The sequence below is a fragment of the Pseudomonas baltica genome, from assembly GCF_031880315.1.
GTDB lineage: Bacteria > Pseudomonadota > Gammaproteobacteria > Pseudomonadales > Pseudomonadaceae > Aquipseudomonas.
In genome coordinates this window covers 3,958,970-3,977,679 of the sequence record NZ_CP134771.1, presented here as the reverse complement: position 1 = coordinate 3,977,679, position 18,710 = coordinate 3,958,970, and the positions used below count along the sequence as shown (strand labels likewise).

Here is an 18,710-nt window from a genome sequence, read left to right as displayed (position 1 = left end):
TTGTTGAATACCGCACGCAATTAGGCCGCGCATATTACCAGACATTGCGATGGACGCAAGTTATCGCGCTTACCGATGGTCGTCTGCTAGCATCTGCCTCCACCGCATTCAATGGGGGAGCGGGCGCTGCCCGCGAAGAGGCCTGACAGCCACTGTGCATTCGGCCAAACACCGGGTACACAGCTTCGCAGGCAAAGCCCGCTCCCACAAAAGCCCTGCAGCATCGCTTACCGAGAACCTACCGCGTGCCCGACGTCATCCTGCGCCTCGCCCTGCCCTCGCCGCTGCGACGCCTTTTCGACTATCGCGCGCCGGCCGGGGTCGATGCGACCCAGCTGCAAGCCGGCATGCGCCTGCGGGTGCCGTTCGGGCGCAGGGAGATGATCGGCGTGCTGATCGAGGTCACCGACCACACCGACGTGCCGCTGGACAAATTGCGCCCCGCCAGCGCCCTGCTCGACCCGGTCAGCCCTATCCCCGAGTCCATGTTCAAACTGTGCTTATGGACCGCGCAGTACTATCAGCACGGCCTGGGCGACACCCTCAGTTGGGCGCTGCCCGTGCTGCTGCGCCAGGGCGAGCCCGCCGAAACCCGCCAGGAGCGCTTCTGGCAGATCGCCCCCGGCGCGAGCCTCGATGACCCGCGCATCGCCCGTGCGCCCCGGCAGCGTGAAGCCCTGACCACCCTGGCCCAGCATCCCCACGGCGTCGCCCATCAACTATTGAGCAAGCTGCAACTGAGCAAGGACAGCCTTGACCTGCTGCTGGCCAAGGCGCTGGTTACCGTCGAAGTGCGCCGCCACGCGCCGGGCGAGCGCCATGACCGCTGGCTGGCGCAGCCGGAGCTGCCCCTCAACAGCGAACAACGCGCCGCCTTCGAAGCGGTGCGCGCCGGCTTCGACAGTTTCCACGCCTTCCTCCTGGCCGGGGTCACCGGCAGCGGCAAGACCGAGGTCTACCTGCAACTGATCCGCGAGACCCTGGAGGCCGGCAAGCAAGCGCTGGTGCTGATCCCGGAAATCAACCTCGGGCCACAGACCCTCGCGCGTTTCGAACAACGCTTCAATGCCCGCATCGCCTTGCTGCACTCGGCCGTCAACGATCGCGAGCGTCTGGACGCATGGCTGGCCGCCCGCGATGGCGAGGCCGATATCATCATCGGTACCCGCTCGGCGCTGTTCACGCCGATGAAGAATCCGGGCCTGATCATCATCGATGAAGAACACGACGGCTCCTATAAACAGCAGGAAGGCCTGCGCTACCACGCCCGCGACCTGGCCCTGGTGCGCGCCCGCCAGGAAAACATCCCGATCCTCCTGGGATCGGCCACGCCGTCGCTCGAAAGCCTGCACAACGCCTACACCGGCCGCTATGGCCTGCTGCGCCTGGAACACCGCGCCGGCGGCGCCCAGCAACCGAAATTCATGCGCCTGGACGTCAAGAGCCGCCCGCTGGACAGCGGCATCAGCGGCCCCATGCAGCAGGCCATTGGCCAGACACTGGAGCGCGGCCAGCAGGTGCTGGTGTTCCTCAACCGCCGCGGCTTCGCACCGACCCTGCTGTGCCACGATTGCGGCTGGCTGTCCGAATGCCCGCGCTGCGACGCCCGCACCACGGTGCACCAGCGCTCCGGCGAGCTGCGCTGCCACCACTGCGGCCATGTCGAGCGCGTGCCGCGCCAGTGTCCGAAATGCGGCACCAAGGACCTGCGCCCGGTCGGTGCCGGTACCGAGCGGGCCGAAGAGCGCCTGACCACGCTGTTTCCCGACTACCCGGTGTTGCGTGTCGACCGTGACAGCACCTCGCGCAAGGACGCGATGAACCAGCTGTTCGCCACCATCCAGCGCGGCCAGCCGTGCATCCTCGTCGGCACGCAGATGCTTGCCAAGGGCCATCACTTTCCGCGGGTAACGCTGGTGTCGATCCTGGATGCCGATGGCGGCCTGTTTTCCGGGGATTTTCGCGCCAGCGAGCGCATGGCCCAGTTGATCGTGCAGGTCGCCGGGCGTGCCGGGCGCGCCGAAGAGCCGGGCAAGGTGATCATTCAGACCCACCTGGCGGAGCATCCGTTATTGGTGCAATTGACCGAGCAGGGCTATTTCGCTTTTGCCGAACAGGCCATCAGCGAGCGGCGCGCTGCCGGCCTGCCACCCTTCTCGCACCTGGCGCTGTTGCGGGCCGAGGCACACAAGCCGGGCCAAGCCGAAGGCTTCCTCGATGAAGCTTGCAGCGCCGCCGAACAACTGCTGGCGCAGATGGGCCCGAACAGCATCGAGCTGCTGGGCCCGGTGCCGGCACCCATGGAACGCCGCGCCGGGCGCTATCGCGCGCAATTGCTGGTTCAGGCCAGCGCCCGCGCGCAACTGCACCGCCTGCTCAACGCCTGGATGCTGCAACTGGAGCAGATGCCCAGCGGCCGTCAGGTGCGCTGGTCGCTGGATGTGGACCCTGTCGATCTCTATTGATCCGGCCGGCCTCTACACGAGCAAGCTTTGCTCCCACAGAGTCGGCAGATCTCAGTCGTCCTGTAGGAGCAAGGCTTGCCCGCGAGGGGCCATCAGCGCCACCGCCCGTATAAAGCCCTGCCATAAATCTCGCCGCCCAACACCCAAGCTCTCACAGGGATTAACCTCTCGCTAAAACCCAAGGTTGGCAAGCTCGCCCCGGCAACGGATAATGGCCGATTTTTCCACCTGCGCTCTTTGGGCGCGACCGTGCCGCGGTCGATTGAGAGAACCATGAAAGACACCATCCGCCAGCTGATCCAACAAGCCCTGACCCATCTCGTCAAAGAAGGTGTCTTGCCTGAAGGGCTGACGCCGGCGATCCAGGTGGAGAACGCGCGCGACAAGACCCACGGCGACTTCGCCAGCAACATCGCCATGATGCTGGCCAAACCCGCCGGCATGAAGCCCCGCGACCTGGCAGAAAAGATCATCCAGGCGTTGCCCGCCGATCCGCAGATCAGCAAGGCTGAAATCGCTGGCCCGGGCTTTCTCAACTTCTTTCAGAACACCCAGGCGCTGGCTGGCCGCCTTGACGCCGCGCTGGCCGACCCCAAGCTGGGCGTCAGCAAGCCAGGTGCCGCGCAACGTGTAGTGGTCGACCTCTCCGCCCCCAACCTGGCCAAAGAGATGCACGTCGGCCACCTGCGCTCCACCATCATCGGTGACGGCGTGGCACGGGTCCTGGAGTTCCTCGGCGACACGGTGATTCGCCAGAACCACGTGGGCGACTGGGGCACTCAGTTCGGCATGTTGATGGCGTACCTGCAGGAAAATCCGATCACCAGCAATGAGCTGTCGGACCTTGAAAACTTCTACCGCGCCGCCAAGAAGCGCTTCGACGAATCCCCAGAGTTCGCCGATCGCGCCCGCAGCCTGGTGGTCAAGCTGCAGGCTGGCGATGCCGAATGCCTGGAACTGTGGGGGCGCTTTCGCCAGATATCCCTGTCTCACTGTCAGGAGATCTACGAACTGCTCAATGTCAAATTGACCATGGCGGACGTAATGGGCGAAAGCGCCTACAACGACGACCTGATCAACGTGGTCAACGACCTCAAGGCCAAGGGCCTGCTGGTCGAGAGCAATGGTGCCCAGTGCGTGTTCCTCGAAGAATTCAAGACCGCCGACGACGAGCCGCTGCCGGTGATCATTGTCAAGGCCGACGGTGGCTATCTCTACGCCACCACGGACCTGGCAGCCGTGCGCTATCGCAGCAACGTCCTCAAGGCCGATCGCGCTCTGTATTTCGTCGACCAGCGCCAGGCCCTGCACTTCCAGCAAGTGTTCGAGGTCGCCCGCCGCGCTGACTTCATCAGCAACGGCATGCAGACCGAACACATGGGCTTCGGCACCATGAACGGCGCCGACGGCCGCCCGTTCAAGACCCGTGACGGCGGCACCGTGAAGCTGGTCGACCTGCTGACCGAAGCCCAGGAGCGTGCCTACAGCCTAGTCAAGGAAAAGAACCCCGAGGCCGCCGAAGCCGACCTGCGCGCCATCGCCAAGGTGGTGGGCATCGGCGCCGTCAAATACGCCGACCTGTCCAAGCACCGCACCAGCGACTACAGCTTCAACTTCGACCAGATGCTCAACTTCGAAGGCAACACCGCGCCCTACCTGCTGTATGCCTATACGCGCGTGGCCGGGGTGTTCCGCAAGCTGGGCAAGGATTTCGACGAAGTCGGCGGGCAGATCAACCTCGATGCCCCGCACGAGCAGGAACTGGCCGCGCGGCTGGCACAGTTCGGCGAGGTGCTGAACAACGTCGGCGAAAAAGGCACGCCACACGTGCTGTGCGCCTACCTGTATGACATTGCCCAGCTGTTCTCGAGCTTCTACGAAAACTGCCCGATCCTGACCGCCGACAGCCCGGAACAACAAAACAGCCGTCTGCTGCTGGCCGCTCTGGCCGGTCGTACCCTGAAACAAGGCCTGCAACTGCTGGGCCTGGATACACTGGAGCGAATGTAAGTTGGCCGCCAAGAAAAAACCTGCTCCCAAGCGTGGCGCCAGCCGCAATTCCGCTCCAGCGAAGAAGCCCATCCCCGGATGGCTGTGGATGGCCATCGGCCTCACGGTGGGTGCGTTCGTCGTCTTCCTGATGAAGCTCGAACCAGGCAAGGAAGACGTCAAGCGCAGCCGCGAAGAAGCCAAGGCGGCGAAAATCCTCGAAGCCAACAAGACGCCTCCCAGCCCGCAGGTGCCGGTCAAGCCCAAGTACGACTTCTACACGCTGCTGCCTGAATCGGAGGTCATCGTGCCGCCTGATGCCGTGCCGGAGAAAACTCCGCCGGTGCCAGCACAACCGCCGGTCACTCCGGCTGAAGCGGCGAAGATCGACACCGCCCGCGCCCAGGCGGCGCTGAGTGGGCAAACGCCGCCGCCAGCACCTGCGATCGTCAAGCCGGCTGCGACCACGCAGTTCTTCCTGCAGGCTGGCTCGTTCCGCAACAAGACCGACGCCGACAAAGTGCGGGCGCAGATTCTGTTGCTGGGTCAGGGCGTGAACGTCGAGTCCGGCACCGTCAAGGACGATACCTGGTACCGCGTGCTGGTCGGGCCGTTCAGCAACCGCGAGCAGCTCACCACCGCGCAGAAGCAACTGGCGGGCAGCGGCTTCAACAATCTGCTGCTGCAACAGCGTCAGACGCGGCAGTAGTCAGCGCTTCGAACGGCCCCTTCGCGGGCAAGCCTCGCTCCCACAGAATCGAGTGGTACACCTGTGGGAGCAAGGCTTGCCCGCGAAGAGGCCTGTGAGAACGCCACACATCCCGGATGAAACCCGTCACCGCCAAAGCTTGAAATCCCCCCTCACACCCCCATATGAGTTTCCATCAGGGCATTTTCGCCCCGCTGCGTGGAGACTCTCCCTTGACCACCATCGTTTCAGTCCGCCGTCACGGCAAAGTCGTCATGGGCGGCGACGGCCAGGTTTCCCTCGGTAATACCGTGATGAAAGGCAACGCCAAAAAGGTCCGTCGCCTGTACCACGGTCAAGTCATCGCCGGTTTCGCTGGCGCCACCGCCGACGCCTTCACCCTCTTCGAGCGCTTCGAAAGCCAGCTCGAAAAACACCAGGGCCATCTCGTGCGCGCCGCTGTCGAACTGGCCAAGGAATGGCGCACCGACCGCTCCCTGAGCCGCCTCGAAGCCATGCTCGCCGTGGCCAACAAGGATGCCTCGCTGATCATTACCGGTAACGGCGATGTCGTCGAACCTGAAGACGGCCTGATCGCCATGGGCTCCGGCGGCGCCTACGCCCAGGCGGCTGCTCGCGCCCTGCTGATGAAAACCGACCTGGGTGCACGGGAAATCGCCGAAACCGCCCTCGGTATCGCCGGCGACATCTGCGTGTTCACCAACCACAACCTGACCATCGAGGAGCAGGATCTCGCCGAGTGATCAGTCAGGGACGCTCCCTCAGGATCGAACCACACTGAACCTTGCCGAGACCGACACACGCCATGTCCATGACCCCCCGCGAAATCGTCCACGAACTCAACCGCCATATCATCGGCCAGGACGATGCCAAGCGCGCCGTCGCCATCGCCCTGCGCAACCGCTGGCGCCGCATGCAGCTGCCTGAAGAGCTGCGCGTCGAAGTGACGCCCAAGAACATCCTGATGATCGGCCCGACCGGCGTCGGCAAGACCGAAATCGCCCGGCGCCTGGCCAAGCTGGCCAACGCCCCGTTCATCAAGGTCGAAGCGACCAAGTTCACCGAAGTCGGCTACGTCGGCCGTGATGTCGAGTCGATCATCCGCGATCTGGCCGATGCCGCCCTCAAGCTGCTGCGCGAGCAGGAAATCGTCAAGGTCCGCCATCGCGCCGAAGACGCCGCCGAGGAACGCATCCTTGACGCGCTGCTGCCACAGGCCCGCGGCAGCTTTAGCGAAGAAGCCCCGGCGAGCGATTCAAACACGCGCCAGCTGTTCCGCAAGCGCCTGCGCGAAGGCCAGCTGGACGACAAGGAAATCGAGATCGAAGTGGCCGAGATGGCTGGCGTCGATATTTCTGCGCCGCCAGGCATGGAAGAGATGACCAACCAGCTGCAGAGCCTGTTCGCCAACATGGGCAAGGGCAAACGCAAGAGCCGCAAGCTCAAGGTCAAGGAAGCGCTCAAGCTGGTGCGTGAAGAAGAAGCCGGGCGCCTGGTCAACGAAGAGGAGCTCAAGGCCGCAGCCCTCGAAGCGGTGGAACAGCACGGCATCGTGTTCATCGACGAGATCGACAAAGTCGCCAAGCGCGGTAATGTCGGCGGCGCCGATGTGTCCCGCGAAGGCGTGCAGCGCGACTTGCTGCCGTTGATCGAAGGCTGCACGGTGAATACCAAGCTGGGCATGGTCAAGACCGACCACATCCTGTTCATCGCCTCGGGCGCGTTCCACCTGAGCAAGCCGAGCGACCTGGTGCCCGAGCTGCAAGGCCGGCTGCCGATCCGCGTCGAGCTCAAGGCCCTCAGCCCGGAAGATTTCGAGCGTATCCTCAGCGAACCGCACGCGTCGCTGACCGAGCAATATGTGGCACTGCTCAAGACCGAAGGCCTGCATATCGAGTTCGCCCCGGAAGGCATCAAGCGCCTTGCCCAGATCGCCTGGCAGGTCAACGAGAAGACCGAGAATATCGGTGCCCGTCGCTTGCACACGCTGCTGGAGCGCCTGCTGGAGGAAGTCTCGTTCAGTGCCGGCGACCTGGCCAGCGCCCACAGCGAAACGCCGATCCGCATTGATGCCGACTACGTCAACAGCCACTTGGGCGAGCTGGCGGAAAACGAAGATCTGTCGCGCTACATACTGTAGAGCAGCGGCAAGCGGCAAGCTATAAGCTGAATACTTGTAGCTTGCAGCTTGCAGCTGCCCAAGAGCCCCTGGCCATGACTAACCTCCCCACCGCCATCAACCTGCACAAAGCCTCGAAAACCCTCACCCTGCAATACGGCACGGGGGAGTCCTACACCCTGCCCGCCGAATTCCTGCGGGTGCACTCGCCTTCGGCTGAAGTGCAGGGCCACGGCAAGCCGATCCTGCAGTTCGGCAAACTCGGAGTCGGCCTGACCAAGATCGAACCTGCCGGGCAATACGCACTCAAATTGACCTTCGACGATGGCCACGACAGCGGTCTGTTCACCTGGGAATACCTCTACCAGCTCGCCGTTCGTCAGGAAGATCTGTGGAACGACTATCTGGACGAACTGCGCGCCGCCGGCAAAACCCGCGACCCCGCGCAATCCGTGGTCAAGCTGATGCTCTGAGCCCCAGCAGGGCTTTCCAGCATCCGTTTTCCAAATCTATTTGCTTGAATACCTTGCCAACTGGCGGGGATAGGCTTTCTTGCGCATTGGCTCGAACTCGCGTAACCACTGGTAACTGGCAGGCTCCGTGCTTCACTTTGGGGGCAATAGCGATCACTGGTTACCCGAGCGCGGTGCGCGGCAGGCCCGTCAGAGCAGCCGCCGCCGCACGCCTCTGGACAATGGAGCGTCGTGGATGAGCAGCAAGAACACCGATGACATCAAGCAGCAAGCCTCACATAACACCCTCGGCCTGAACCCGGTGATCGGCCTGCGCCGCAAGGACCTGCTGACCTCTGCACGGATGGTCCTGCGTCTGGCCTTGCGCCAACCGCTGTTGAGTGCTCGCCACGTGGCACACTTCGGCCTGGAACTGAAAAACGTCCTGCTGGGCTCGTCCACCCTGCAACCGGAAAGCGACGACCGCCGCTTCGTCGACCCGGCCTGGAGTCAGAACCCCCTTTACCGCCGTTACCTGCAGACCTACCTGGCCTGGCGCAAGGAACTGCACAGCTGGCTCGACGGCAGCGAGCTCTCGGCTCAGGACATCAGCCGCGGCCACTTCGTCATCAACCTGATGACCGAAGCCATGGCGCCGACCAACGGCGCTGCCAACCCGGCAGCGGTCAAACGCTTCTTCGAGACCGGCGGCAAGAGCCTCCTCGACGGCCTCTCGCACCTGGCCAAGGACCTGGTCAAGAATGGCGGCATGCCCAGCCAGGTCAATATGGACGCCTTCGAGGTCGGCAAGAACCTCGCCACCAGCGAAGGCGCGGTGGTGTTTCGCAACGACGTGCTGGAGCTGATCCAGTACGCCCCCATCACCGAGCAGAACCACGAGCGGCCGATGCTCATCGTGCCGCCGCAGATCAACAAGTTCTACGTGTTCGACCTGAGCCCCGACAAGAGCCTGGTGCGCTTCTGCCTGCGCAACAATGTGCCGACCTTCATCATCAGTTGGCGCAACCCCACCAAGGCCCAGCGCGAATGGGGGCTGTCGACCTACATCGATGCCCTCAAGGAAGCAGTCGAGGTGGTCACGGCGATTTCCGGCAGCAAGGACATCAACATCCTCGGCGCCTGCTCCGGGGGGATCACCTGCACCGCGCTGGTGGGCCATTACGCTGCGCTCAAACAACCAAAGGTGCATTCCCTGACCCTGCTGGTCAGCGTGCTCGACACTACCCTGGACACCCAAGTGGCGCTGTTCGTCGACGAGCAGACGCTGGAGGCCGCCAAGCGTCATTCCTATCAGTCAGGCGTGCTCGAAGGCCGGGACATGGCCAGGGTATTTGCCTGGATGCGCCCCAACGACCTGATCTGGAATTACTGGGTCAACAATTACCTGCTGGGCAACGAGCCGCCGGTGTTCGACATCCTGTTCTGGAATAACGACACCACGCGCCTGCCCGCAGCCTTCCACGGCGACCTGATCGAGATGTTCAAGAACAACCCGCTGACCCGCGCCGGCGCCCTGGAGGTGTGCGGCACGCCGATCGATCTCAAGCAGGTCAAATGCGACATCTTCAGCGTCGCCGGCACCGCCGACCACATCACCCCTTGGCACTCGTGCTTTCGCTCGGCGCAACTGTTTGGAGGCAAGATCGAGTTCGTGCTGTCGAGCAGCGGCCATATCCAGAGCATCCTCAATCCACCGGGCAACCCCAAGGCCCGCTTCATGACCAACGATGAAACCACCACCTCGCCAAGCGACTGGCAGGACAACGCCGTCAAGCACACTGACTCATGGTGGCTACACTGGGCAGACTGGCTGGGTAAACACTCCGGCAAGCTCAAGAAGGCGCCCTCGGAACTCGGCAGCAAGGCTTTTGCCGCTGGCGAGGCCGCGCCCGGGACCTACGTGCATGAACGCTGACTGATTGCGATCGCCGCTGCCGCCCCACCATTGCTTGCAAAGGATCGAGTGCATGCCGCAACCGTACATATTTCGTACCGTGGACCTCGATGGCCAGGCCATCCGCACGGCGGTACGTCCCGGCAGCCCGCACATGACGCCGCTGCTGATCTTCAATGGCATCGGCGCCAACTTGGAGCTGGTGTTCCCGTTCGTCGCCGCGCTGGACCCGGACCTGGAGGTGATCGCCTTCGACGTGCCCGGGGTCGGCGGCTCGTCCACGCCCAGCCGCCCTTATCGCTTCCCGGGCCTGGCGCAGTTGACCGCACGCATGCTCGACTACCTCGACTATGGCCAGGTCAACGTCATCGGTGTGTCGTGGGGCGGCGCCTTGGCCCAGCAGTTCGCCTACTCTTACCCCGAGCGCTGCAAGAAGCTGGTGCTCGCCGCCACCTCGGCCGGCGCGGTGATGGTGCCCGGCAAGCCGCGCGTGCTGTGGTTGATGGCCAGCCCGCGGCGCTATCTGCAGCCGTCCCATGTGGTGCGCATCGCGCCGGAAATCTACGGCGGCAGTTTTCGACGCGACGCCGGCCTGGCGATGTCCCATGCCAGCAAGGTGCGCTCGTCCGGCAAGCTGGGTTACTACTGGCAACTGTTCGCAGGCCTCGGTTGGACCAGCGTGCACTGGCTGCACAAGATCCATCAGCCGACCCTGGTGCTGGCCGGTGACGACGATCCGCTGATCCCGTTGGTGAACATGCGTCTGCTGGCATGGCGCATCCCCAACGCCCAGTTACATATCATCGATGACGGCCATCTGTTTTTGGTGACCCGCGCCGGCACGGTGGCGCCGATCATCATGAAATTCCTCGAGGAAGAGCGCCAGCGCGCCGTGGTTCATCCGCGAGCAACGAGTTAGGGACCCCGCTCCCACACAAACCCAGGGCAATCAAACGGCTGAACGAAGGAGTGTAGCGCCATGAAGAACAAGACTGCCCCGCCTACGGTGTCCACCACCGCGGCCTTCATCAACGCCCAGAGCGTGATCAGCGGGCTGGGCGGGCGCGACCTGGTTTCGACCTTGCGCAGCGTTGCCCGCCACAGTATCAAGCATCCGATCCATAGCGCCCGCCACGCGCTCAATCTGGGCAGCCAGCTGGGCCGCGTGCTGCTGGGCGAAACCCTGCACGCCCCCAACCCCGGTGACCAGCGCTTCAGCGATCCGACGTGGTCGCTCAACCCCTTCTACCGCCGCGGGCTGCAGGCCTACCTCGCGTGGCAGGCCGAAACCCGACAATGGATCGATAACAGCCAGTTGTCCGACGATGACCGCGCTCGCGCGCATTTTGTCTTTGCCTTGGTCAACGACGCCCTCTCGCCGACCAATTCGCTGCTCAATCCGCTGGCCCTCAAGGAGATTTTCAATTCCGGCGGCACCAGCCTGGTCAAGGGCCTGAACCACCTGCTCGACGACTTGCGGCATAACCACGGCCTGCCCAGCCAGATCGGCAAGCAGGCTTTCGAGGTCGGCAAGACAGTCGCTACCACGCCCGGCGCCGTAGTGTTTCGCAACGAGATGCTGGAGCTGATCCAATACCGCCCGATGAGTGAAAAGCAGTACCGGCGCCCGCTGCTGATCGTGCCGCCGCAGATCAACAAGTTCTATATCTTTGACCTGTCGCCCGCCAACAGCTTCGTGCAGTACGCCCTCAAGCACAATCTGCAGACGTTCGTCGTCAGTTGGCGCAACCCCGACGGCCGCCACCGCGAGTGGGGGCTGTCGAGCTACGTGCAGGCGCTGGAAGAAGCGCTCAACGCTTGCCGCGCGATCACTGGCAGCCGCGAAGTGAATCTGGTCGGCGCCTGCTCGGGGGGCTTGAGCATCGCGGCGTTGCAGGGGCACTTGCAGGCCAAGCGGCAGCTGGCACGGGTGTCCAGCGCGACCTACCTGGTGAGCCTGCTTGACAGCCAGATCGACAGCCCGGCCTCGTTGTTCGTCAACGAGCAGACGCTCGAAGCGGCCAAGCGCCGCTCCTACCAGCAGGGCGTGCTCGAAGGCAGCGAGCTGGCGCGGGTGTTCGCCTGGATGCGGCCCAACGATCTGATCTGGAATTACTGGGTCAACAATTACCTGCTGGGCAAGGAGCCGCCAGCCTTCGACGTGCTGTTCTGGAACAACGACAACACCCGTCTGCCTGCGGCGCTGCATGGTGATCTGCTGGACTTCTTCAAGCACAACCCGTTGACTCGGCCGGGCGGGCTGGAGGTGTGCGGCACGCCGATCGATCTGCAAAAGGTCAACGTCGACAGCTTCAGCGTGGCGGGCAGCAACGATCACATCACCCCGTGGGACTCGGTGTATCGCTCCAGCCTGTTGCTGGGGGGTGAGCGACGCTTCGTGCTGGCCAACAGCGGGCACATCCAGAGCATCCTCAATCCGCCGGGCAACCCTAAGGCCAACCACCTCGAAAACCCCAAGATGAGCAGCGATCCGCGCGCCTGGTATTACGACGCCAAGCCTGTGGATGGCAGCTGGTGGCCGCAGTGGCTGGCCTGGGTGCAGGAGCGCTCCGGGGCATTGCGTGAAACCCAGATGGCCTTGGGCAGCGAACTGCATCCGCCGAAGGATCCGGCGCCGGGTACTTATGTGCTGGCTGACTGAGCCGGTGCTGCCTGTGGGCCATTCAGTGCTGCGGATGGCCCCTTCGCGGGCAAGCCTTGCTCCCACAGAGTGCTCAGTTGCGCAGGCGCACACCTGTGGGAGCAAGGCTTGCCCGCGAAGAGGCCCGCACTGCTTGCCTCGAACCATAGATCCTCCAACAGAACTCGCCAAGCTTGAGTCGCACACCTGTGGGAGCAAGGCTTGCCCGCGAAGAGGCCGGCACTGCTTGCCTCGAACCATAGATCCTCCAACAGAACTCGCCAAACTTGAGTCGCACACCTGTGGGAGCAAGGCTTGCCCGCGAAGAGGCCGGCACTGCTTGCCTCGAACCATAGAGCCTCCAACAGAACTCGCCAAGCTTGAGTCGCACACCTGTGGGAGCAAGGCTTGCCCGCGAAGAGGCCGGCACTGCTTGCCTCGAACCATAGAGCCTCCAACAGAACTCGCCAAACTTGAGTCGCACACCTGTGGGAGCGAGGCTTGCCCGCGAAGAGGCCCGCCGCTCTGGCACAAGACTAGACGACTGGACAGGGGCGCCTTCCTGCGATGAAGACCCGCGAGCGGATACTGGAATGCACCCTGGCGCTGTTCAACCAACTGGGCGAACCCAACGTCACGACCCTGCAGATCGCCAACGAACTGGAAATCAGCCCAGGCAATCTGTACTACCACTTCCATGGCAAGGAGCCTTTGATCCTGGGGCTGTTCGAGCGATTCGAAGAGGAACTGACGCCGCTGCTGAACCCTCCCGATGAGGTGCAGTTGGCGCCCGAGGACTATTGGCTGTTCCTGCACCTGATCGCCGAGCGCATGGCCCGCTATCGGTTTCTGTTCCAGGACCTGTCAAACCTGGCCGGGCGCTTGCCGAAGCTGGCGCGCGGCGTGCGCAGCCTACTGGATGCGATCAAACGCACGCTGGCGTCCTTGCTGGCCAACCTGAAGGCCCAGGGATTATTGGCCAGCGACACCCAGGCACTGGGGCAGTTGGTGGAACAGATCACCTTGACCCTAGTGTTCTCGCTCGATTACCAGCGCATCATCGGCCAGTCAGGCGAGACCGGGGTGGTGGTGTATCAGGTGATGATGCTGGTGGCGCCCCACCTGCATGCGCAATCGCGCCATGCCACGGAGCGGCTGGCGTTGCAGTATCTCAATTGACCAATCCAGTGGCGCCCCCCGCTGTGCGAGAAGGTTATGGACGCAAAAAGGCCCGCCCGGACAACGCTTATCGATTCGTGTCTGCTGGACTGGCCGTAAACCTTGTAGGAACGGGGCGCGACCCCGAAAGAGTGTCAGCCGCGTCAACGCAGCTGATACACCGTAATCGGACAAAGCCCCCTCGCTACACTACGACTGAGCCGCCGGCGTCGCTGGCGCCGAGCCCGTTGCTGGCGGGGTAGAGGGTGATGTCGAGGAGGCCCCTGCGGCCGTGGTTTCAGCCTTGGCGGGCTCGGGCTTTTTGGCAGCGGGCTTGGCCGCTGACCTGGCCTTGGCTGCGGGCTTGGCTGCTACGGTTTTCGGCGCTGCAGCTTTGGCACTTGCCGTGGTTGTGGCCGCAGTGGCCTTGGCTGCCCCAGTGGTTTTCGCCGCTGCCGTTTTGGCCGCGGCTACGGGCTTGGCCGCTGCTGCCTTGGCGGCCGACTTGGCGGCAGCAGTTTTAGCCTTGGCTCCCGCTACCGCTTTAGCCGCAGGCTTGGCCGCGGCGGTTTTCGCCGCAGGTTTGCTCGCCGCCTTGGCCGGGGCTTTTGCCGCGGGCTTGGCGCCGTTGGCAGCCGTCTTGGTCGACGGCTTGCTCGCGCTAGCCGCCTTGGCCGACGGCTTGGCCGCACCCTTGGTTGTCTTGGTCGCTGGCTTGGCCGCATCATTGGCCGCCGCAGCTTTTGTCGCCGGCTTGGCCGCTGGCGCACGTACCGATTCGCCCGTGAGCTTCTCGAGCTGGCGAGTCAGGGTATCCACCTTGCTGTGCAGGGCTTTCACCTCGTTGCGGCTCGGCACGCCCAGGCGCGAAATGGCGCTGTTCAAGCGGGTCTCGAACGCCTCTTCCAACTCGCTCCACTTGCCCAGTGCCTTATCCTTGACGTCGCCGACCCGCGAACGCGCCGACTTGGCCGAACTCTTCACCGTATCAACCTGTTTGTCGACTTCGGTCTTGGCCTGCGCCTCGGCCTGCTCGCCATCCTTCACCAGGGTGTCGAACAGCTTGGTGCCGTCGTTGCTGATCTTCGAATAAGCGCCCAAACCGGCGAGCCAGATCTGCCGGGAGTATTTTTCAATACCGCCGATCCAGGAGGTGCCTTCTTTCTCGACCTTCTTCTTACCAGCCATCCCGCTCTCCTTTATGGTTTACGCGCGGCACGTTCGACCAATGCCGTCAATTTATCGAGCTTAGCAGAGAGTGTATCGACGTCATGCCGGGAGGGGATGCCGATGCGATTCAGGGCGCTGGCGACGCGCACATCGAAGAGTTTTTCCAGCTTGTCGAGCTGCACCTCGACCTTGCCCTTGGCCTCGGCGACCTCATCCTTGGCGGCATCGATCTGCGAATTGGCGGCCTTCAACTCCTTGTCGATGACCTTCTTGCCATCCTTCTCGACGCCCTCGCCGGCCTTGATCAGTTCCTTCACGTAATCCAGGCCCTCCTTGCCGGCCTTGGCATAAGCGCCGAGCCCGGCGAGCCAGATCTTGCGGGCATAGGAGCGAACCTCGACGACCGTATCGGTCTTCACCGCCTGGGCTTTGCGCACCAGGGGGGTGACGTCTTTTTTCAGGGCCGTCTTTTTCAGCGCTACGGCTTTTTTCAGCGGGGCGGTTGCCATGGTGCACCTCATGCTTGAAGGGATATCCGTACCCACACACTTCAGGGCGTGCACTCACCATAGCCCGCCAATTTAGAATCCTCACCCTAACTGCACGCCCAGACTCGCGCTTGAGTGGGAGCAGGGTCTGCCCGCGAAACGTCAGTCGATCTCAAGCCAGAGCCTTGTCGAGCACACGTTCGATTTCCGACTCGATGGTGCCGCTCATCATCGACAGCATCATGCCGAGCTTGAGATCCACGCGAATGGTGTCGTCGTCGATGCTGATCACACCATTGGCGCCGCTGCGCTTGACCTCCACGGTATCGCCCTGCCAATGCGCCTTGACGTCGTATTTGCTGACCAGCTTTTCCACCAGCAACTCGGCCTTCTGCTTTGCCACCTCGCGCCCAAGGCTGTGTTTGCGCTCCACGCTGATCCGACTCATTCAACCCCCTGGGACGATAATAATAACGGTGCCTATAGTAGCCCGGATCAAGCAATGCGCGATCAGCCTGAGGCTTGCCAAGACAAAGGCGGCTACCGAGGATTAGAATGGCAGTAATTTTTTCCGGTGACAGCGATATGAATGATCAGCGCAAAGGCAGCGATGCCGAACCCACCACGCACTTCGGCTACAAGAATGTGCCCGAAAGCCAGAAGGCCGAAAAGGTCGCCGAGGTGTTTCACTCGGTAGCGGCCAAGTACGACATCATGAACGACGTGCTGTCGGGCGGCATGCATCGCCTGTGGAAACGCTTCGCGATCGAACTGTCCGGCGTGCGCACTGGCAACAAGGTGCTCGACATCGCGGGCGGTACCGGCGACCTCGCTCGCAAGTTCTCGCACCTGGTCGGCCCGACCGGTGAAGTGGTACTGGCCGACATCAACGCCTCCATGCTCAAGGTCGGCCGCGACCGCCTGCTCGACCTCGGCGTGGCTGGCAACGTCCAGTTCGTCCAGGCCGACGCTGAAAAACTGCCCTTCCCGGACAACCACTTCGACTGCGTGACCATCGCCTTCGGCCTGCGCAACGTCACCCACAAGGAAGACGCCATCGCCTCGATGCTGCGCGTGCTCAAGCCGGGCGGCCGCCTGCTGGTGCTGGAGTTCTCCAAGCCGACCAACAAGCTGATGTCCAAGGTCTACGATGCCTATTCGTTCGCCTTCATGCCACTGGCCGGCAAGCTGATCACCAACGACTCCGAGAGCTATCGCTATCTGGCCGAGTCGATCCGCATGCACCCCGACCAGGAAACCCTCAAGGCCATGATGGTGCAGGCCGGTTTCGACCGCGTCACCTACCACAACATGACCTCGGGCATCGTCGCGCTGCACCGCGGTATCAAACCCTGATGTTGCTGCGCGGCCTGATCGCCAGCGTCGAGCACGGCCTCAACCGCGTGCTGCGCATGGACAGCACCGCCCTGCCACGGTTGGCGCGATTGCAGGGCAAGGTGATCGAGATCGATTGCCGCAACCCGGCGCTGCAGCTGTTCATCCTGCCCAGCGACGAGGGCCTGCTGCTGGCCAGCCACTGGGCGGCGCCTGCCGATTGCGTGCTGCGCGCGCCAGCCTCGAGCCTGATCCAGCTGGGCCTGAGCAAGGACAAGACCGCCGTGTTGCACAGCCCGCAGGTCGATCTGAGCGGCGACAGCGCCGTGCTCATCGATCTGGTCAAGGTGCTGCAGGACCTGGAGCTCGACTGGGAATACGAGCTGTCGCAATGGCTCGGCCCGGTGGCCACGCCGCTGCTCAGCGGGCATCTCAACAGCCGCGCACGCTGGGCACGCCAGGGCTTCGACAGCCTGAGCAACAACCTCGGCGAGTACCTGGCCGAAGAATCCCGGACACTGGTGGGCAAGCGCGAAGCCGAAGCCCGCTTCGCCGAGCTCGACCAGCTCAAGATCGACACCGAACGCCTCGAGGCGCGTATTGAGCGCCTCTCCCGATCCCTCGACTCCAGCGATAACGCATGAAGCTGCTTGCCGTCCGCCGTTTGTTGCGCATCCAGCGCGTCGTGATCCGCTACCGTCTCGATGACCTGATTTTCGCCCTGCCCCTGCCCTGGTTCCTGCGCATCACCCGCTTCGCCATGCCCTGGCGCTGGTTCCCGCGCAAAACACTCGAGCTGACCCGTGGTGCCCGCCTGCGCCTGGCGCTACAGGACCTGGGGCCGATCTTCATCAAGTTCGGGCAGATCCTCTCCACCCGCCGCGATCTGCTGCCCGAAGACATCGCCGATGAATTGATGCTGCTGCAGGACCGCGTGCCACCCTTCGATCCGCAACAGGCCATGGCGCTGATCGAGTCGCAACTGGGGCAAAAGATCACCTCGGTATTCAGCCGCTTCGACGTCGAGCCTTTGGCGTCGGCCTCGGTGGCGCAGGTTCACAGCGCCCGTCTGAAAAACGGCGACGAAGTGGTCGTCAAGGTAGTGCGCCCGGGCCTCAAGCCAATCATCGGCCAGGACCTGGCCTGGCTGTTCATCCTCGCCGGCTGGGCCGAACGTCTGTCGGCCGACGCCCGCCTGCTGCATCCGGTGGACGTGGTCAGCGATTACGAAAAAACCATCTACGACGAACTCGACCTGCTGCGCGAGGCCGCCAACTCGAGCCAGCTCAAGCGCAATTTCGAAGGTTCGCCGCTGCTCTACGTGCCGCAGGTCTATTGGGACTGGTGCCGGCCGAAAGTGCTGGTGATGGAGCGCATCTACGGCGTGCAGGTCACCGATATGGCGACCTTGGCCGATCAGCGCACCGACATGAAACTGCTCGCCGAACGCGGCGTGGAGATCTTCTTCACCCAGGTCTTTCGCGACAGTTTCTTCCACGCCGACATGCACCCCGGCAACATTTTCATCAGCACCGTCAGCCCGTGGGACCCGAAGTACATCGCCATCGACTGCGGGATCGTCGGCAGCCTCACCCCCGAAGACCAGGATTACCTGGCACGCAATCTGTTCGCGTTCTTCAAGCGCGATTACCGGCGCGTGGCCCAGCTGCACATCGACTCCGGCTGGGTGCCCGCCGAAACCAAGCTCAATGAATTCGAAGCGGCCATCCGCACCGTGTGCGAGCCGATCTTTGAAAAACCGCTGAAGGATATTTCCTTCGGCCAGGTGCTCATGCGCCTGTTCCAGACGGCGCGGCGCTTCAACATGGAAATCCAGCCGCAACTGGTGCTGCTGCAAAAAACCCTGCTCAACATCGAGGGCCTGGGCCGTCAGCTGTACCCGGAACTCGACCTGTGGAGCACCGCGCAGCCCTTCCTGGAGCGCTGGATGCGCGAACGCGTGAGCCCCAAATCGCTGTTCAACAGCGCGCAGACGCAACTCGAACAGATACCGCACCTGATCGGCATGACCCGCGACCTGCTCGAACGCAACGCTCAACCCCACCGCAAGAACAAACAGCCTGACTGGCGGCACCATACGGATGGCTGGCTGCTGCGCATCGCTGGTGCCTTGCTGCTGGTGGGCGGCGCTACGCTGGCGGCGACCGGGCCGCTCATCGACTCGATACAGGCCTGGCCCTGCTGGCTGATGCTGGGCAGCGGCTTGTATCTGGTCGTTCGCCGATAGCCAGTGGCGCCTAGCACTGGC

The 18,710-nt window shown here is 63.3% G+C and carries 16 protein-coding genes; 13 read left to right on the top strand and 3 right to left on the bottom strand.

What is annotated here, in order from left to right; translation table 11 throughout:
• Positions 1 to 245: 245 nt before the first annotated feature.
• From REH34_RS17860 to REH34_RS17815, 10 genes are all read left to right on the top strand, one after another.
• Complete coding sequence (locus tag REH34_RS17860; protein ID WP_226504193.1) at positions 246 to 2,465, top strand: primosomal protein N'; 2,220 nt, start codon at positions 246 to 248, stop codon at positions 2,463 to 2,465.
• A 273-nt stretch (positions 2,466 to 2,738) separates the two neighbouring features.
• Complete coding sequence (argS, locus tag REH34_RS17855) at positions 2,739 to 4,475, top strand: arginine--tRNA ligase (RefSeq protein WP_311968639.1); 1,737 nt, start codon at positions 2,739 to 2,741, stop codon at positions 4,473 to 4,475.
• 1 nt (position 4,476) lies between these two features.
• Positions 4,477 to 5,163 carry an SPOR domain-containing protein gene (locus REH34_RS17850; RefSeq protein ID WP_226504191.1) on the top strand — a complete coding sequence of 229 codons (687 nt, stop codon included), beginning with the start codon at positions 4,477 to 4,479 and terminating at the stop codon, positions 5,161 to 5,163.
• Positions 5,164 to 5,375: 212 nt separating this feature from the next.
• Positions 5,376 to 5,906: an ATP-dependent protease subunit HslV gene (gene hslV / locus REH34_RS17845; RefSeq protein WP_226504190.1), complete on the top strand. Its 531-nt coding sequence runs from the start codon at positions 5,376 to 5,378 to the stop codon at positions 5,904 to 5,906.
• Positions 5,907 to 5,968: 62 nt separating this feature from the next.
• Entirely contained in the window at positions 5,969 to 7,303 is a 1,335-nt protein-coding gene (gene hslU, locus REH34_RS17840) for an ATP-dependent protease ATPase subunit HslU (RefSeq protein WP_311968638.1), read from the top strand.
• A gap of 74 nt (positions 7,304 to 7,377) precedes the next feature.
• Entirely contained in the window at positions 7,378 to 7,755 is a 378-nt protein-coding gene (locus REH34_RS17835) for a gamma-butyrobetaine hydroxylase-like domain-containing protein (protein WP_226504188.1), read from the top strand.
• Between the two features lie 235 nt (positions 7,756 to 7,990).
• A complete protein-coding gene (gene phaC / locus REH34_RS17830) occupies positions 7,991 to 9,670 on the top strand; it encodes a class II poly(R)-hydroxyalkanoic acid synthase (protein ID WP_226504187.1) in 1,680 nt (559 codons plus the stop codon).
• A 52-nt stretch (positions 9,671 to 9,722) separates the two neighbouring features.
• A complete protein-coding gene (gene phaZ / locus REH34_RS17825) occupies positions 9,723 to 10,568 on the top strand; it encodes a poly(3-hydroxyalkanoate) depolymerase (protein WP_226504186.1) in 846 nt (281 codons plus the stop codon).
• A gap of 60 nt (positions 10,569 to 10,628) precedes the next feature.
• Positions 10,629 to 12,311 carry a class II poly(R)-hydroxyalkanoic acid synthase gene (gene phaC, locus REH34_RS17820; protein ID WP_311968637.1) on the top strand — a complete coding sequence of 561 codons (1,683 nt, stop codon included), beginning with the start codon at positions 10,629 to 10,631 and terminating at the stop codon, positions 12,309 to 12,311.
• A 546-nt stretch (positions 12,312 to 12,857) separates the two neighbouring features.
• A complete protein-coding gene (locus tag REH34_RS17815) occupies positions 12,858 to 13,469 on the top strand; it encodes a TetR/AcrR family transcriptional regulator (protein ID WP_226504184.1) in 612 nt (203 codons plus the stop codon).
• Between the two features lie 189 nt (positions 13,470 to 13,658).
• On the opposite strand, the gene REH34_RS17810 is transcribed toward REH34_RS17815, so the two are convergent.
• The 3 genes from REH34_RS17810 to REH34_RS17800 all read right to left on the bottom strand — a co-directional run bounded on the left by REH34_RS17810 (position 13,659) and on the right by REH34_RS17800 (position 15,554).
• Positions 13,659 to 14,636: a phasin family protein gene (locus tag REH34_RS17810; RefSeq protein WP_311968636.1), complete on the bottom strand. Its 978-nt coding sequence runs from the start codon at positions 14,634 to 14,636 to the stop codon at positions 13,659 to 13,661.
• Between the two features lie 11 nt (positions 14,637 to 14,647).
• Positions 14,648 to 15,094, bottom strand: a complete 447-nt coding sequence (locus tag REH34_RS17805) for a phasin family protein (RefSeq protein ID WP_311972112.1) — start codon at positions 15,092 to 15,094, stop codon at positions 14,648 to 14,650.
• A 184-nt stretch (positions 15,095 to 15,278) separates the two neighbouring features.
• Entirely contained in the window at positions 15,279 to 15,554 is a 276-nt protein-coding gene (locus REH34_RS17800; protein ID WP_311968635.1) for a polyhydroxyalkanoic acid system family protein, read from the bottom strand.
• Between the two features lie 137 nt (positions 15,555 to 15,691).
• Between REH34_RS17800 and ubiE the strand changes: the two genes are divergently transcribed.
• From ubiE to ubiB, 3 genes are read left to right on the top strand one after another with little or no spacing between them, the layout of a single operon-like run.
• Entirely contained in the window at positions 15,692 to 16,462 is a 771-nt protein-coding gene (ubiE, locus tag REH34_RS17795) for a bifunctional demethylmenaquinone methyltransferase/2-methoxy-6-polyprenyl-1,4-benzoquinol methylase UbiE (protein WP_226504181.1), read from the top strand.
• Positions 16,462 to 17,085 (top strand): SCP2 domain-containing protein, encoded by a 624-nt coding sequence (locus tag REH34_RS17790; RefSeq protein WP_226504180.1) that lies wholly within the window; start codon positions 16,462 to 16,464, stop codon positions 17,083 to 17,085. The genes ubiE and REH34_RS17790 overlap by 1 nt, the downstream gene beginning before the upstream one ends.
• Positions 17,082 to 18,689, top strand: coding sequence for a ubiquinone biosynthesis regulatory protein kinase UbiB (ubiB, locus tag REH34_RS17785; RefSeq protein WP_226504179.1), 1,608 nt, complete (start codon positions 17,082 to 17,084; stop codon positions 18,687 to 18,689). Before REH34_RS17790 ends, ubiB begins: the two co-directional genes overlap by 4 nt.
• Positions 18,690 to 18,710 lie beyond the last annotated feature (21 nt).

Coding starts and splice junctions, on each gene's coding strand:
- REH34_RS17800 (WP_311968635.1), bottom strand. CDS start 15,554: ATGAGTCGGATCAGCGTGGAGCGCAAACACAGCCTTGGGCGCGAGGTG.
- argS (WP_311968639.1), top strand. CDS start 2,739: ATGAAAGACACCATCCGCCAGCTGATCCAACAAGCCCTGACCCATCTC.
- REH34_RS17810 (WP_311968636.1), bottom strand. CDS start 14,636: ATGGCTGGTAAGAAGAAGGTCGAGAAAGAAGGCACCTCCTGGATCGGC.
- phaZ (WP_226504186.1), top strand. CDS start 9,723: ATGCCGCAACCGTACATATTTCGTACCGTGGACCTCGATGGCCAGGCC.
- ubiB (WP_226504179.1), top strand. CDS start 17,082: ATGAAGCTGCTTGCCGTCCGCCGTTTGTTGCGCATCCAGCGCGTCGTG.
- ubiE (WP_226504181.1), top strand. CDS start 15,692: ATGAATGATCAGCGCAAAGGCAGCGATGCCGAACCCACCACGCACTTC.
- REH34_RS17790 (WP_226504180.1), top strand. CDS start 16,462: ATGTTGCTGCGCGGCCTGATCGCCAGCGTCGAGCACGGCCTCAACCGC.
- hslU (WP_311968638.1), top strand. CDS start 5,969: ATGTCCATGACCCCCCGCGAAATCGTCCACGAACTCAACCGCCATATC.
- phaC (WP_226504187.1), top strand. CDS start 7,991: ATGAGCAGCAAGAACACCGATGACATCAAGCAGCAAGCCTCACATAAC.
- REH34_RS17835 (WP_226504188.1), top strand. CDS start 7,378: ATGACTAACCTCCCCACCGCCATCAACCTGCACAAAGCCTCGAAAACC.
- REH34_RS17815 (WP_226504184.1), top strand. CDS start 12,858: ATGAAGACCCGCGAGCGGATACTGGAATGCACCCTGGCGCTGTTCAAC.
- phaC (WP_311968637.1), top strand. CDS start 10,629: ATGAAGAACAAGACTGCCCCGCCTACGGTGTCCACCACCGCGGCCTTC.